The sequence below is a fragment of the Maribellus luteus genome, assembly GCF_003576475.1.
Lineage (GTDB): Bacteria > Bacteroidota > Bacteroidia > Bacteroidales > Prolixibacteraceae > Draconibacterium > Draconibacterium luteum.
Genome location: NZ_QWGR01000005.1, coordinates 180,964 through 196,944, shown reverse-complemented (window position 1 = coordinate 196,944; position 15,981 = coordinate 180,964). Strand labels below are relative to the sequence as shown.

Below are 15,981 nucleotides of genomic sequence, written 5' to 3'. Positions count from 1 at the left end.
GATATGGTTAAACCTAAGGTAGTAGATGCCTTAGGTTTAATCTGTTATAAATAGTAGTATTAACCTTATAGAAATTACGTTCTAAAATTTAGGTTGTGAGTAGCGATTTAATTATTGATGTAACTCCTTCCGAAATTGTTATTGCTTTACAGGAAAATAAAAAGCTTGTAGAACTAAGTAGAGAAAGAAGCGGGGCAAAGTTTGCTGTCGGAGACATTTATCTCGGAAAAGTAAAGAAAACAATGCCCAGTTTAAATGCAGCGTTCATTGACGTCGGTTACAGTAAGGATGCTTTTTTACATTACCTTGACTTGGGGCCACAATTCGCCACGTTAAACAAATTTTTGCGAATTGCTTCGTCCCGAAAAAACAAAGTTTCTTCCATCTCGCGGATTCAATCCGAACCCGATATTGACAAGGAAGGTAAGATAAATGAGCTTTTAAAGGTGGGTCAGAAAATTCTGGTACAGGTTGCTAAAGAACCTATTTCGACCAAAGGTCCCAGACTGACTTCCGAAATTTCGATCGCAGGTCGAAACCTGGTTTTGATGCCGTTTAGCGACAAAATTTCAGTGTCGCAGAAAATCAGAACCAACGAAGAAAAAAGCCGGTTAAAAAAACTGGTGCAAAGTATTAAACCCCGGAAGTACGGGGTGATTATCCGAACCGTAGCCGAGGGTAAAAAAGTTGCCGAACTCGATCAGGAACTGCGCCGCTTAGTCGATAAATGGGAAACCATTTTTAACAAGCTTCGAAAAGTTCAGGCTCCTTCGCTGGTAATTGGCGAAATTGACCGAACTACAGCTTTATTGCGCGACATTTATCATCCTGACTTTAACAGTATTATTGTAAACGATCAGTCGGCGTTCGACGAAGTTGCCGATTACATAGGTAGCATTCAGCCTGACAAACGAAAAATTGTCAAGTACTACAAAGGACGACAGTCTATTTTCGAGCATTATGGCATCGAAAAACAAATAAAGGCCTCGTTCGGGAAAACAGTTTCCTTTAAAGATGGTGCCTATTTAATTGTAGAACATACTGAAGCGTTTCATGTAATAGATGTTAACAGCGGAAACCGCGCAAGAGCCGGAAACGACCAGGAGTCAAATGCCCTGGAGGTAAACCTGGCAGCCTGTGACGAAATAGCAAGACAATTACGGTTGAGAGACATGGGTGGAATCATTGTTATTGATTTCATCGACATGCATGTGGCTACCAATCGCCAGAAAGTGAATGATTACATGCGCGAGGTGATGGCCAACGATCGGACTAAGCACAACATTTTGCCACTCAGCAAGTTCTGCCTGATGCAGATTACGCGACAAAGAGTAAGACCGGAAGAGAAAGTAGAAACGGCTGAAGTTTGTCCGACTTGCAATGGAACTGGTAAAATTGTGCCCTCTGTTTTATTTGCCGATGATATTGACGGCAAAGTACGATACGCTCTGAGAGAGCTGAATAAAAAGAAATTACAACTCAAAGTTCATCCATATGTTGCCGCTTACCTTACAAAAGGTTTTAAAAGCAAGCGCAACCAATGGTTTTTTAAATACCTGAAATGGGTGGACATTGAAAGTAACAGTGCATATTCTTTTTTGGAATATCACTTTTACGACGAGAGCCAGGAAGAAATTATTTTATAAAGAAAAGCCGTTCCGTATGAACGGCTTTCTTTTTTGCTGAAAGTGGCATTTTGCCCGGGTAAATAGCCAATAGTTAAAAGTTCCCTTCCGGATTCAAAAAATAACTTAAAAAACCTATCGGAATATGATTTGTTTATGGAAGTATTTATATTATTGCATGTATTTTTGTGACACATTTTAGAAAAAATATGGTATGAAGAAAATAACTTTTGTACTCGCACTTATTGTTACCACTTTACTTGTTCAGGCTCAAATCGTAAATCCTACCAAATGGAGCTTTGACTCACGCCAAAACGGAGACGAGGTTGATTTGATCTTTGAAGCTACCATCGACGATGGCTGGCATTTGTACGATACCGATCTTCCGGAAGGTGGGCCCATAGCTACCACTTTTGTTTTTGAAGATTCTACCTTGTTCGATTTTGTTGGAAACATTCAGAAAGATCCCGTACCCGAGATTCATTTCGACGAGACCTTTCAAATGAACGTAGGTTATTTTGGCGGGAAAGCTACACTTACCCAGAAGATAAAATTGAAGTCTTCTGATCCTGTGGAAATAAAAGGCTATGTACTTTTTATGAGTTGTAACGATGAAACTTGCACGCCTCCCGAAGAAAGTGAGTTTTCTTTCAAGTTTAACCAGGATGCCAAGGCGGCGGGAACAACAGAAGTTAAAAGCACCGAAAATGAGACTGGAACAGCCGCTTCGTCTGGCGGTCAATCGCTGTGGCTTTTTATTCTGATTTCGGCTTTGGCGGGCTTTGCGGCTATTCTTACTCCCTGTGTTTTCCCGATGATCCCAATGACGGTTTCGTTTTTCATGCGCGGAAGTGAAAACAGGGCCAAGGCAGTTCGTACCGGCTTGTTTTTTGGCTTGTCGATCGTAGCCATTTTTACCCTGCTGGGGGCACTCTTTTCCATCGGTATTTTTGGACCGAATGTGGGAAATATCTTAAGTACCCACTGGATTCCCAACCTGCTTTTCTTTACGCTTTTCCTGGTTTTTGCCATTTCATTCTTTGGCGCATTCGAGATGGTTCTGCCCAATAGTCTGGTTAATAAAACCGATTCACAAGCCGATAAAGGAGGGCTTGTCGGAGCTTTTTTTATGGCGCTTACTACGGTAATTGTTTCGTTTTCGTGTACCGGGCCGTTTATTGGTGCGCTGATTATTGAGGCGGTACAGCACGGCGGAATGCGCCCTCTAATCGGTATGTTCTTCTTCGGACTGGCTTTTGGAACTCCGTTTGCCATGTTGGCAATTTTCCCGTCGGCGCTGAGCAAATTGCCAAAATCGGGTGGATGGTTGAATTCCATTAAAGTTGTTTTTGCCTTCATTCTGTTGGCGTTTGGATTAAAGTTCCTGAGCAACATCGACCAGGTTTATGGTTTTGGAATTTTAAGCCGCGAAATTTACCTGTCAATATGGATCGTGGTGTTCTTCCTGCTGGGAATGTATTTTATCGGGAAAATCAAGTTCTCACACGATAGCGACTTGCCTTATGTGGGAGTAGGACGCTTGTTTTTGTCCATCGCAACTTTCACGTTTGTTGTGTATTTGTTTACCGGCCTTTTCGGGGCGCCGCTGCGTACAATCTCTGCGTTGATACCGCCGGCCAGCGAACAAAGTTTTGTAATGGGAGGTGCGGCTTCTGCCAGTCATGCAACAGCCCAACAAGCCGAATGCGGCCCGGCTAAATACGGTGATAAACTTCATTTGCCCAACGGGCTGAGTGGCTATTTTGATTACGAGCAAGGTTTGGCCTGTGCCAAAGAACAGGGAAAACCTGCATTGGTAGTATTCAAAGGCCATGCCTGTGCCAACTGCAAAAAGATGGAAAATTCGGTTTGGCTGAATCCGGATGTCATGAAAATGATGTCGGAGAAATACGTGGTTATTGGTTTGTATACCGACGACCGTACCAAGCTGGAGGAAAGCGAGTGGGTGACTTCGAAAGAAGACGGCAAAGTACTAAAGACACTTGGCAAGAAAAATCTGGATATTCAGATTTCAAAATACGGAACCAACAGTATTCCGTTTCATGTAATTGTTGAACCAGATGGAACAGAATATGAGTTGGGGGTTACTTTTAAAGAGGAGGAATTCAAAAGCTTTCTTGAAAAAGGTTTGGAATAAATTGAAATGAATATAGAGAAACCCGGGTCGGAAGATCCGGGTTTTCTTTTTTGCAGGGGTCTGAATTTCCATATAACTTTAGGAGGTATTTAAAACAGCATTGAAATGAGAACAGATGTACTTTTCTGGAACGTAGATACGCAAGTTGATTTTGTGGAGCCCGAAGGCAAACTTTATGTGCCCGGTGCCGAGTTGTTAAAGCCGGTTTGGGAGAAAATATCCAAGCTTGCAAAGGATGAAGACATACGGGTGATAAGTACCGCTGATTTTCATTACAAAGGCTCAGCCGAGCTTTCTGTAAGTCCCGATTTTGTTCAAACCTTTCCTGAGCATTGCATGGCTCATACCACCGGTGCTGAATACGTTGCAGAGACCACTCCAGAAAATCCGCTGGTTTTTGATTGGGAGAAAGAATACACCTCGTTGAAAGAGGTAAAAACAGCTCGGGAAATTGTGATTAGAAAGGATGCATTTGATGTATTTAAGGGCAACCCGCATACTTCTGAAATTCTGAATTTACTGGCGCCGCAGGAAGTGATTGTGTACGGGGTAACCACCAATGTTTGTGTAAACGATGCCGTTGTGGGGCTGGTGAAAAAGGTTGAAAAGGTTTATGTGGTGGAAGATGCGATTAAGGAGCTGCCCAATATCCCGCTTCCTTTTGAAAACTGGGAAAAGCTGGGTGTGAAAATGATCAGGTTTGAGGAGTTGAAAGAACAAATCAAAAAGAACGCAGATAACGCTGACTTAACGGGTCGTCACTAATATTTTCAGTGATTATCTGTAGAATCTGCGTAATCTGCGTTCCAATAATCTATTTTTTAGACTCTTTGCAAGCCTCGTAAATTCCTTCAAATATTGCTTTAACATCCGAAGCGGCCACCGCGGCAAACGCTACTCTCAGCACGTTACCAAGGCTGATCAAACCTATGCTGTATTTCTGGATCAGCAACTGGCGAATCTCTTCTCCAACCAGACCATCGCTTAGCTGTACGCACATGAAATAGCCCGAATTGTAAGGAATCGCTTCGAAATACTCTTTGTATTTTTCTTCTTTTAAAGCTTCTTTTACGGCATCGTACCGGCGTTTCATAATGTCGTACTTCGCTTCTTTTTGCGTGGTGTATTCTTCGCTTTCAAACGCGGAGAGCAACAACGACTGCGAAATATTGGCTGCATTCGAGATATTGCCACGGATAGCACCGGCGGTCTTCGATTCAAGCGCACCATACAATGCAGCATCGCCGCCTTTAATACCGTAAGTCATAAAACCAACCCGGAAGCCCCAGACATAATCTTCCTTGGTAGCTCCGTCCACTTTCACGGCCAGTACATTTTCGTGTAATTGGGCAAGCGGAGCGAAAATACTTTCCTGCGCAATGCCTTCTTCGTAAACCAGTCCAAAATAAGCGTCGTCGGTAATCGCAACGATCTTATTCCCTTTTTCGGCGGCTTCTTTTATAATGGTAATGATAGCTTCTTGTTCTTCATCAGTAGGAGTATAACCTGAAGGATTGTTCGGGAAATTCAGGATCACGATTTTTTTGCCGATCCCTCCTTCATTCAGTTTGGCTTCAAAGGCTTCCAGATCCAGTCCGCCACTTTTAAACAAGTTGTATTTGGTAAGTGGGCAGCCGTACATGCTGGTAAGCGTAAGGTTGTAATTTCCCCAAAAGAGATCAGGTACAATTACCTCGTCTTCGGGGTTGCAAAACATATAACCGGCCATGCTGATTCCATGCGTCAAGGCATTGGTTACAACGGGCAAGCTCAGTTCAACTCCGCTCAACGAAGGGTTTTTTTCGTAGATCATGTTTTTCCACTTGGAGCGAATATCGGGGCGGCCAAAACTCGGTGCGTAGGGAAACACCAGGCCCGGGTCCATATTAATTTTGGAGGCAATGGCTTCCAAACGCATGGGCGTACCATCGTCTTCAATTGCAGCACCAATGGTTGCATTAATTTTTGTGCCTTTTGCTTCGGCTGTTTGTCCTAAAATTCCCTTTTTGGGGAAGAAAATATTTTTTCCCCTTTCGGAAAGCATGTCAAAAACAATTGCACTTTTTTCCTGAATAATGTTGTTAAGCTCTGCAGCCTGTGGATTCATAATAGCCATTTTCGTTAAGTCTGTTTATACCTGAAATATTTTCCTGCAAGATAGAAAATTGAGTTATATGTCCTTGAGAAGTGTCAGCAAGTTGAACGTATTTTTGATAAATTGCTAACATATTGAATAATGAGCTTGAAATATGTCGCTGTTGATCCGGTTCAGTTATACATGTTTCATTTTTTTTCTCCATCACAATACTCTGCATATGAGGCGTTCAATCAGAACTCCAGCACAAATTCGGTTTGTATTCCGGGTTTCGAATCGGCTTTTAACCTGCCGCCATGCAGCAACATAATTTGCCTTGAAAGACTGAGCCCAATTCCGGAACCCGATTCTTTGGTGGTAAAAAAGGGTACAAAAATCTTATCCATAAGTTCTTCGGGGATTCCCGGCCCGTTATCCGTTACAGATATCTGTAGGCGTCCTTCTTCGTTGTAGCCTGCGTTTATGTCGATCTTCCCGTTATGACTGTCTTTCAGCGACTCCAGCGAATTTTTAAGCAAGTTGATCAATACCTGCGAAATTTGTTTTTTGTCAGCTGATATTTCGAGGTCAGCAGGATGCAGGCTCCAGTCGATTTGTACTTCCTTGTTTAGCGGTTCGTAACGGATGAGGGTGATAATGTTTTCCAGGAGTTGGCCAACTTTGATGGTTTTCTTCTCGGGCGGCGGAATACGGGTCAATTTACGGTAAGTATCCACAAAGCTGATCAATCCGCTTCCCCGTTCATTAATAACTTCAAGCCCTTTCATTGTATTCCCGATTATTTTCTCGGAAGGTGTGGCACCGTCAAGGTTTCTGAAATAGCCCAGGATGGTTTGTGAAAGCGAGGTAATCGGAGCCACCGTATTCATGATTTCATGCGTCATTACCCGGATGAGCTTTATCCAGCTTTCCAGCTCTTTGGTGTCCATCTCGTTTTTTATGTCGTGGAAAGTTACCAGCTGAAGATGATCGCTGGCGGTTCTAAACTGAGTGGATTTTAACGAAAGTTGGATCAATCCGTTTTTGTTGTTGAAACTAACCAGCCGGTTGTCGCCGGGCTGCAATTCTTTTAAGGTGGTAAAGAGTTTTTTATCTATCTGAACGATCTGATTGATGTGTGTGAGATGTTCGTGGCCGAGCAGGTTTTTGGCTGCTTTGTTTGCCAGGAAAATGGTTCCTTTTTCGTTGTAAGTGATAATGCCGGTGGATACATGCTCCAAAATGGTTTGGAAATACTGTTCCTGTTCGCGTAGCTCAAACTTAATGGTTTTTATCAGCTCGTTTACTTTATTCAGTCCCGAATTTAGCTCGTTTAAGGACCTGCTGCCCGTTTGTGCCGGGAAGTTCAGGGTGGAGTCTTCGTTTCGGATGGCATCAAAAAAATAGGCAATTTTTCGGTTGGTGCGGTTCAGAAAATTGATCAGTTCTGCAACCTGAATAATCAGCACAAGCAGCAGAAATACCGCCAGAACGTAGACTTTTGCGTGAAAGATCATCCAGCTAAAAAGCAAGGCATTTCCCACCAGCAAAAAAACGCGGATGATGATTTGTCGGTTTATGTGCTGACTGACCATTTTTTACAGGTTGTATTTTTTCATTTTGTTGTACAGTGTTTGCCGGGTTATCCCGAGCTGTTCAGCTGCTGCCGACAGGTTGGAGCCGGTTTTTTGCAACATCTTCACAATCATTTTTTGCTCCATTTCTTCAATGGTGCCGTCAAAAATATCGCCCAGACCCGGCATTACGGGCTTAAAAAAGAAATCATCGGGTGTAAGTTCTTTCTTATCCGATAGAATGACGGTTTTTTCGATGGTATGCTGAAGTTCGCGCACATTGCCCGGCCACGGGTAGTTGGCCAGTTTCTGAAGCCCGGCTTCGGTAATGTGCATTTCGGTTTTCCGGTATTTGTTGCAATAAATTTTCAGGAAATAGCCGGCAATGGCAACAATGTCTTCTTTGCGTTCGCGTAGCGGCGGAATCTCAATGTGAATGGTATTGATACGGTAAAGCAGGTCTTCGCGAAAAGCACCATCGGCCACCATTTCGTCGAGGTTGCGGTTGGTGGCACAAATGAGCCGGATATCAACCGGAACTGTTTTGTTGCTGCCAATGGGCGTAACTTCTCGGTTTTGCAAAGCAGCCAGTAGCTTGGGTTGAAGATGAACCGGCAGGTTTCCGATCTCGTCCAGAAAAAGAGTTCCTCCGCTGGCGTTTTCAATTTTTCCGGTCCGGTCTTCCCGGGCATCGGTAAATGCCCCTTTTTTATGGCCAAAGAGTTCGCTTTCGAAGAGTGTTTCGGCGATGGCACCCATATCCACATCCACCATAATTTCGCCGGCCCGTTTCGAGTGCCGGTGTAGTTCGCGGGCAATCAGTTCTTTGCCTGTTCCGTTATCCCCGGTAATCAGAACGTTGGCATCGGTTTGTGCCACTTTCCGAACCAGTGCCAGCAATTCGCGCATTTGCGGCGACTGTGCAATAATGAAATACCGGTCTTTGTTGATTTCACTCTTCAGCGCACTTTCCTTGCGTTTTAATTGCTTGATTTCTTTTTTGGATTGTTGAAGCTTGTAAACATTCAGCAAAGTGGTCCGCAGCTTGTCATTGTCCCAGGGTTTCAGAATAAAATCGGAAGCACCTTTTTTTAGCGCTTTCACTGCGAGTTCCACATCTCCGTAGGCAGTAAACAGTACTACTTCCATGTCGGGGCGTAACTCCTGTATGCGCGAAAGCCAGTAAAGTCCTTCGTTCCCGGTATTAACACCTGCCGAGAAATTCATGTCAAGTAAAACGAGGTCGTAGTTGCCACTTTCGATTAATGAAGGCAAGAGGTTGGGATTGGCGATGGTTTTAATTTCATCGAAATCATCTTGCAGAAGTATCTCAAGTGCGCTTAAAATACTTTTGTTATCGTCCACAATCAGTAGTTTCCCTTTGGTCATTTTTTGTTATTATGCGGCTAAAGCCGGTTATTTTGTTTCTCGCAATCCGTTGGTTAAAACCAACGGTAATTCATCAATCCGTTTTCAGGTTTTAATATTTCCGTTCACTTCAGTGAACGGTTATCGTGAAAACACACAATCAGGGCTTTAGCCACAATTGGTCTTTTTCTTCAGAGAGGTAGTTCCAACCGTATTTTTCCATGAACGTTTCTACTTCTTCATCAAAAGATTTTTTCCCGTGATGCTCTTCCTGTTTGTCAATATATTTTCTTACTCTTTCAATATGGCTTTCACTTACACTAACTGCCCAGAAATCGTCTTGCCACGAGAATTTATAAGGGATCAGCTTATTTTTGTTGATCCAAAAAGAAGATTCGCCTTTGATTAATTGAGCTATTTTGCTAATTGTCTGTTCTTTACCAATTGAGATTAAACAATGAACATGTTCTTTATGGCCACCTACTTTATCCAACCATATTTCTTTTTCTTTTGCATTCTCTGATAGGTGGTAAATACCTTTTTCCTGATTTCCTGCGTGTTCAAAAAAGGAAACCTATCTTTTGTGGTGAAAACCAAATGTACCCATATTCTTATCCAACTCATCTTTTTGGTTTATAGGTATAATTTAGAAAGATACGGCTCAACCCGGTTATCTTATTCCTCGCATCCGGCAATTCAATATCTTTCAAACCAGCAACTCCTTCAAAGTTAACCAGCGTCAAAAATATTTCAAACCACGTGTCTAATTATTTGACATATTTTGTAAAATAATTTTACAACCTATCTCTTTCTGTTTGATGAGAGTTGGGGTAATGTGTTGTTTGTTAGGCGATTGTGATTCGTGGCATTTTTTTGGCACTAATTGAGTACGACAGTATAATAGCCGGATATGAACATCAATAAAATAATAGTCTCTGTATTACTTTTATCCTTTGGATTCGGTGCTGCGGCACAGCAGAAATGGACACTAGAAGAATGCATTCAGTATGCGATTACGAACAATCTGGATGTAAAGAAAAGCGGCATTCAGAATGAAATAAACAAGGAAAACCTGAACCAATCGAAACGGAACCTTCTGCCAAGTATTTCAATGGGGGCAAGCGGATCGAATTCCTACGGCAAATCGCTTGACCTTGATAGATACGAATACATAAATACGAGCCAGTTCTACAGTAGTTTTGGTTTGTCGGGCGGGATCGACGTTTTCAGGGGTTTTACGCGGCAAAACACCATTTCGTACCGAAAAATGAACTACCTGGCTGGTTTGGAAGACGAGAAAATGCAAAAGTACAACCTGGCCTTTACGGTAATGCAGGGCTATTACAATGCGGTTTACTATTATGGTTTGGCAGAAATTGTAAAAGAACAAAAACAATTGTCGGAGATGAACCTGAAACGCACCCAGAAACAGGTTGACCTCGGGCTAAAAGCCAAGTCGGACCTGCTGGAAATGGAATCGCGGCTGGCCAAAGAAGAGCTGATCCTGATTCAAACCCAAAACTATTATAAAACGGCTATGCTCGACCTCAAACAGGCCATGAATTTTGATCCGGGTACTGATTTCAGCATCGATTTGCTAACACCCGAAATTGGCATAGCGGGAGCGGAAGCCAAACCGGCATCCGATATCTACACCGGGGCTTTGGATTTTTACCCCACCATTAAAGCGCAGGAACTCAGGACGAAGGCTGCGCAGAAAAACCTTTCAATAGCAAAAGGAATCCTGTGGCCCAGCCTCACTGCTTCGGGCGGATATTCGTCGTATTACTTCAAAACAAAGGGCAGCGATAATACGGCTACCTTGCGCGACCAGTTTAAAAACAATGCAGGCCAATCCGTTGGTTTATCCCTTAATATACCGGTTTTTCAGCGTTTTGGATTGCGGTCGGATGTAAAGTTGGCACGTTTGAGTTATTTGCAGGCCCAAACCGAATTGGAAAAAACATCGCAGGAACTGCTAAACGAGATTACCCAGAATTCGCAGGAACTGGAGTCGTTCATGGCTGAATATAATCAGCTGGTAAAACAGGTTGATTTTGCACAGGTTGCCTATAATGCAGCAGAGAAAAAACTGGACCAGGGGCTTATCAGTATTATTGAATTGTATGATTCGAAAAATATTCTGGCCCAGGCAAAAAGTGACTTACTTAGAACAAAACTTCAATACACCATCAAGCAAAAAACAATTGATGTGTACCTTGGAAAACCGGTGTTTGGTTTTCTGCAGTAAACAATTAAATAGAATAAAAATTATCCTGAAAATATTTTTGTTATGGCAATGGATCGAAAAATAGAGAAGAAAAAAGGCATCAGACCCAAGCACATTATTTATGCCGTTGGAACACTTGTGTTTCTGTTGCTGATCGTTAAGTTAGTAATGAGTTCGGGTGTTTCTTCGTTGCGGGTTGACTCCGAGAAAATAGCGATCGAAGAGGTGACTCAGGGGAATTTCGATGATTACATCCGCACCAACGGCGCTGTTCAGCCCATTTCAACCATTTACCTCGATGCCGAAGAGGGGGGACAGGTGAAAGAACGCCTGATTGAGGAAGGAACCATGCTAAGCAAAGGAGATGTGATACTGGTGTTGGAAAACCGGTCGTTGTACGAAAACATTATGAACAGCGAATCGAACCTGGCGCAAAAACAAAACATGTTGCGGCAAACGCGTATTAATTTTGAAACCCAGCAGATTGAGTCGAAACGGAATTTATTGAATTCAGAATACGAAATCATTAAAAAGAAAAGGAACTTTGAGCAACAAAAGGCGCTTTACAACGACGAACTGGTTTCGAAAGAAAGCTACCTGCAGGCAAAGGAAGATTACGAATATGCCATTCAACTGGAGGAAATTAACCGGCAAAAAGCGGAGAACGATTCGATGATTCGTGCCAGTGAAATGATCCAGTTGGAGGAAGATCTTCAAAAAATGCAGAAGACGCTCGACCTTGTTTATGAACGGCTTGATAACCTGAATGTAAAAGCCCCGGTTGACGGGCAGTTGGGAATGCTGGATGCCGAAATCGGGCAAAGCATTGGGAAAGGCCAGCGCATAGGGCAGATTAACGTGCTGACCGACTACAAAGTAGAAGCAATGATTGATGAACATTACATCGACCGGGTAAAAAGAAGCCTCTCGGCAACGATCGAACGCCAGGGAAAGATTTTCAACATGGTGGTGAAAAAGGTATATCCCGAGGTACGGAATTCACAATTTAAAATCGATCTCGTCTTTTCAGACGAGCGGCCGGATAATATTCGCACGGGGCAGACTTATTACATCAACCTACAACTGGGACAGCCCGAGCAATCGACACTGGTGAGTCTGGGTGGGTTCTTTAACAGTACCGGGGGCCAGTGGATTTACGTGGTGGATCCGTCGGGAAGTTTTGCCACCAAGCGGTCTATCCGTATCGGGCGTAAAAATCCGAAGTACTACGAAGTGCTGGAAGGCCTCGAATCCGGCGAAAAAGTAATAACTTCAGGTTACGACTTGTTCGGAGATAATGATAAGTTGATTTTGAAATAGAAAAATTATACTAAAACAATAAAATGATACGAACAGAAAAACTCACAAAGATCTTCCGCACAGAGGAAGTAGAAACATTCGCTTTAAACGAGGTTGACATCCAGGTTAAATCGGGCGAATTTGTAGCCATTATGGGACCGTCGGGTTGCGGGAAATCCACCCTGCTCAACATCATTGGCTTGTTAGACAATCCGAGCGGGGGCAATTATTTTTTTGATGGCACCGAAGTCGGCTCGTACAAAGAACGGCAGCGTACACAAATGCGCAAGGGAAACATCGGTTTTGTGTTCCAGAGCTTTAACCTGATTGATGAACTCACGGTTTACGAAAACGTAGAATTGCCGTTGATTTATTTAAAGAAAAAAGCCAGTGAGCGAAAGGAAATGGTAAACGCTGTTCTGGAACGAATGAAAATCGGACACCGGGCCAAGCATTTTCCGCAGCAACTTTCAGGTGGTCAGCAACAACGTGTTGCCATTGGACGTGCCGTGGTGGCCCATCCAAAGCTGATACTGGCCGATGAGCCAACCGGTAACCTCGACTCTAAAAACGGCCTCGAAGTCATGAATCTTTTAACAGAACTAAACCGCGAGGGAACCACCATTATTATGGTTACCCACTCGATGCACGATGCCGGTTTTGCCCACCGCGTAATCAACCTGTTTGATGGCGAAGTGCTCACCGAAAACGTAAACGAAAGGATGGCTGAGATACTTTAGCTCGCCGGATTAAATATGGGCATAAAGTCCCGGAGGGACACAGTTGTGGTAGTGCCTGGTTATGGGGCATTTTCCTATTCTCGTTCACAAAGAGACAGTGTTATCAGGTACATCATGAAACAGGAACAACATCATGGGGAACGTACTTTTAAAGATGAATACCTGGAATTATTGCAAAAGAATGATATAGAATATGATGATGTGTATTTGTTCGAATTTTATGATTAGAGAAAGTATAACACCGTCCCTATGAGACTTTTGCAACCTTGCCTTGCCAACGTTACCAAAACATCGTGCCGCCGGCACTTTGTAAACTAGTGATGAGAATTGGAAATGCGGCTGGCATGTTCAACACTGAAGGCGTTTTTGAAATGCGTATAGAGAGTAGAGCCGCGATATTGATTTATGAAAAACGAAAAAGTATTAATTGATTCTAGGCAGAAAACATAGAAAAACCAAGAAAAGACCAGATGATGAACTTTTTTAAACTCGCAATTCGCCGACTGTTTCGGAAAGGAGAACACACCACCACTCGCATTATATCCTTAACTGCCGGCCTGGCGTTTGGTATTTTGCTATTGTCGGAGGTGCTGTATTATTATAGCTTCGATAGCTTTTACCCCGATGCCAACCGTATTTACATCGTACACGAAAACTTTATCAGCGACAAATCTTCGGATAAAATGGAGAGCTACTTTCGGGTGAGTGGGGCAGTGGCTCCCGGAATGAAAGCAGAAATTCCGGGTATTGAAGCAGCTACTCGTCTTAATAGCATCGGCTCATCTGTTTTTTATTCCGAGGATAAGAAAAGCTACCAGGCAAGTTTCTCGCTGGCCGATGAGTTTTTGTTCGATGTTCTTCCCCGGCCGGTAATAAGCGGAAATCCGCAGGAGATACTTCAACGTCCGATGAATTGTATGGTATCCGATAAAATTGCTTCGGAAATGGGGGGAGACGTAGTCGGGAAAATCATTGAGCTAAAAGAATACCCGGGGAGAAAACTAACCATTGCGGGTATTTTTGAAGAGTTGCCGGAGAATACAAATTACCAGTACGATGTGCTTATTTCAATGGTTTCCACCGGACAGTTTTTCTCGTGGGACGGCTCTACCAACTGGCTGGGAAACGACCGGTATTATGCAGCCGTAAAACTGGCTCCGGGAATAAAGCCTGAGAGTCTGGCTCCAGCGGTTCGTAAAATGCAGGTAAAGTACCAGGATATTGAAGCGTTGGAACAGCAGCAAGGCGGACTGGTATTGACGTACACTTTCAAACCCATTAAAAAATTACATTCCGGTGGGATGCGTGATATGATTCTTATCCTTGCCACCATTGCTTTTGCGGTGCTTTTTGTGTCGCTGATGAACTATACCCTTTTAACGTTGAGCGCTTTAATAAAACGTGCTAAAAGTTCGGCTATTCACAAAACCTGCGGGGCCGAATCCCGGAACCTGCAGCAACTTATTTTCTCCGAGACTTTTGTGCTGTTCCTCCTCTCGGTATTGGGAGCGGTACTCATTATTCTGCTCATTAAGCCTTTGGCCGAGGCGCAACTGGGGCATAAACTTATTTCGGTGGTAAATCCTGTTGTAATAGGGCCTTTGCTCTTACTGATTGTTTTGCTGGTGGTTTTAACCAGTTATTTGCCGGGGCGTTTTTTCTCCCGCATCCCGGTGGCTACAGCTTTTCGCAGCTATCAGCAAAAAAGGACCAAATGGAAGCTGGTGTTGCTTTCGTTTCAGTTTATTGGCGCATCCTTTATCCTGACTATGCTGGTGATTGTGAGTATGCAATACAACCGTGTAATAACGGCCGATCACGGATACAGCACAAGCGGTGTTTACTATGCTTCAACGAGTGGTATGGACGCCGGCAAAATTTCAACAGTATTAAATGAATTACGGGCAGTACCCGGAATCGAAAAGGTAGGACTCGGCTGTGGAGTGCCGATTGAAGGAGCAGCCGGGAATAACATCAATTCACCTGATGGTGAAAAAGAGCTTTTTAATGTAGCTGATTTCTATTTTGTGGATGAAAGTTATCTTTCAATTTTGAATATCCCGGTAACACATGGTGAAGACTTTTCACCCCAGAGTGCAGTTGCCAACGACGTACTCATCAGTGAGAAAGGGGCTGAAAAACTGAAGACGTTTAACGGCTGGCAGAATGTGGTAGGCGAACAGGTAAAGATCAGCGAACACGGTGAAACAACCATCCGCGGGGTGTTCCCCGATTTTATTGTTCAAACAATTACCGATCCTGATTCGCGACCTTCCGTATTCTTCTACTATCCCGAAGAAAAATTTGAACAGATAAGGGCATTGCGTCCGTCATTTTCTTTTTACATCCTGGTAAAAGCCAGTGAAACGGCAGAGGCAGGAATGCTGAAAAAAATCACCGGCATTTTTAACCGCTTTCTTCCGTTTCAGGATGCCGTGGTAAAAAGCCTTGAACTGGAACAACGCCACAGCTACCAGTCCGAACAAGGGTTTCGGAACGCAATGATGGCCGGAAATGCTATCATTTTGCTGATTACGGTTATAGGCTTGCTGGGCTATACTTCCAACGAAGCGGCACGCAGACGTAAAGAGCTGGCAATCCGCAGAATTGCCGGCGCAAACCTTGCCGATATTTTGCGGAGTTTTATCTCCGACCTGGAATTTATTGCATTTCCAGCCGTGCTTTTAGGCCTGGTGGGGGCCTGGTGGACATCGGATAAATGGATGCAGAATTTTGCTGCCAAAATCGATCTGCATTGGGGCATTTTTGTGATGTGCAGCCTGTTTGTATTGCTTTTGGTGGCTTTAATTGCTGCAATTAATTACACACGCACAGCCAACCGCAACCCGGTCGAAGCTCTCCGATATGAATAGAAGAGAACGAAGATCCCGATTGCTCGTGGGTAGAGGCTTT

The 15,981-nt window shown here is 43.5% G+C and carries 12 protein-coding genes; 7 read left to right on the top strand and 5 right to left on the bottom strand.

Annotated features, from left to right (window positions below):
- Positions 1–95 precede the first annotated feature (95 nt).
- From D1614_RS11010 to D1614_RS11000, 3 genes are all read left to right on the top strand, one after another.
- Complete coding sequence (locus D1614_RS11010; protein ID WP_119437982.1) at positions 96–1,646, top strand: Rne/Rng family ribonuclease; 1,551 nt, start codon at positions 96–98, stop codon at positions 1,644–1,646.
- Between the two features lie 193 nt (positions 1,647–1,839).
- Complete coding sequence (locus D1614_RS11005) at positions 1,840–3,783, top strand: protein-disulfide reductase DsbD family protein (protein ID WP_119437981.1); 1,944 nt, start codon at positions 1,840–1,842, stop codon at positions 3,781–3,783.
- Positions 3,784–3,888: 105 nt separating this feature from the next.
- Complete coding sequence (locus D1614_RS11000; protein ID WP_119437980.1) at positions 3,889–4,548, top strand: cysteine hydrolase family protein; 660 nt, start codon at positions 3,889–3,891, stop codon at positions 4,546–4,548.
- A gap of 49 nt (positions 4,549–4,597) precedes the next feature.
- Here D1614_RS11000 and D1614_RS10995 read toward each other — a convergent pair whose 3' ends face one another.
- The 5 genes from D1614_RS10995 to D1614_RS10980 all read right to left on the bottom strand — a co-directional run bounded on the left by D1614_RS10995 (position 4,598) and on the right by D1614_RS10980 (position 9,334).
- Positions 4,598–5,890, bottom strand: a complete 1,293-nt coding sequence (locus D1614_RS10995) for an aminotransferase class I/II-fold pyridoxal phosphate-dependent enzyme (protein WP_119438163.1) — start codon at positions 5,888–5,890, stop codon at positions 4,598–4,600.
- Complete coding sequence (locus tag D1614_RS25560) at positions 5,865–6,083, bottom strand: hypothetical protein (protein WP_194086706.1); 219 nt, start codon at positions 6,081–6,083, stop codon at positions 5,865–5,867. The genes D1614_RS10995 and D1614_RS25560 overlap by 26 nt, the downstream gene beginning before the upstream one ends.
- A 28-nt stretch (positions 6,084–6,111) precedes the next feature.
- Positions 6,112–7,452, bottom strand: a complete 1,341-nt coding sequence (locus tag D1614_RS10990) for a sensor histidine kinase (protein WP_119437979.1) — start codon at positions 7,450–7,452, stop codon at positions 6,112–6,114.
- Positions 7,453–7,455: 3 nt separating this feature from the next.
- Entirely contained in the window at positions 7,456–8,820 is a 1,365-nt protein-coding gene (locus D1614_RS10985) for a sigma-54-dependent transcriptional regulator (RefSeq protein WP_119437978.1), read from the bottom strand.
- Between the two features lie 139 nt (positions 8,821–8,959).
- Entirely contained in the window at positions 8,960–9,334 is a 375-nt protein-coding gene (locus D1614_RS10980; protein WP_206609998.1) for a transposase, read from the bottom strand.
- Positions 9,335–9,709: 375 nt separating this feature from the next.
- Here D1614_RS10980 and D1614_RS10975 point away from each other — a divergent pair, with 375 nt between their 5' ends.
- The 4 genes from D1614_RS10975 to D1614_RS10955 all read left to right on the top strand — a co-directional run bounded on the left by D1614_RS10975 (position 9,710) and on the right by D1614_RS10955 (position 15,941).
- Positions 9,710–11,050 carry a TolC family protein gene (locus D1614_RS10975; protein WP_119437977.1) on the top strand — a complete coding sequence of 447 codons (1,341 nt, stop codon included), beginning with the start codon at positions 9,710–9,712 and terminating at the stop codon, positions 11,048–11,050.
- Positions 11,051–11,092: 42 nt separating this feature from the next.
- Complete coding sequence (locus D1614_RS10970; RefSeq protein WP_241558101.1) at positions 11,093–12,349, top strand: efflux RND transporter periplasmic adaptor subunit; 1,257 nt, start codon at positions 11,093–11,095, stop codon at positions 12,347–12,349.
- A gap of 23 nt (positions 12,350–12,372) precedes the next feature.
- Entirely contained in the window at positions 12,373–13,068 is a 696-nt protein-coding gene (locus D1614_RS10965; protein ID WP_119437976.1) for an ABC transporter ATP-binding protein, read from the top strand.
- Between the two features lie 470 nt (positions 13,069–13,538).
- Positions 13,539–15,941, top strand: coding sequence for an ABC transporter permease (locus D1614_RS10955; protein WP_119437974.1), 2,403 nt, complete (start codon positions 13,539–13,541; stop codon positions 15,939–15,941).
- Positions 15,942–15,981: the final 40 nt, after the last annotated feature.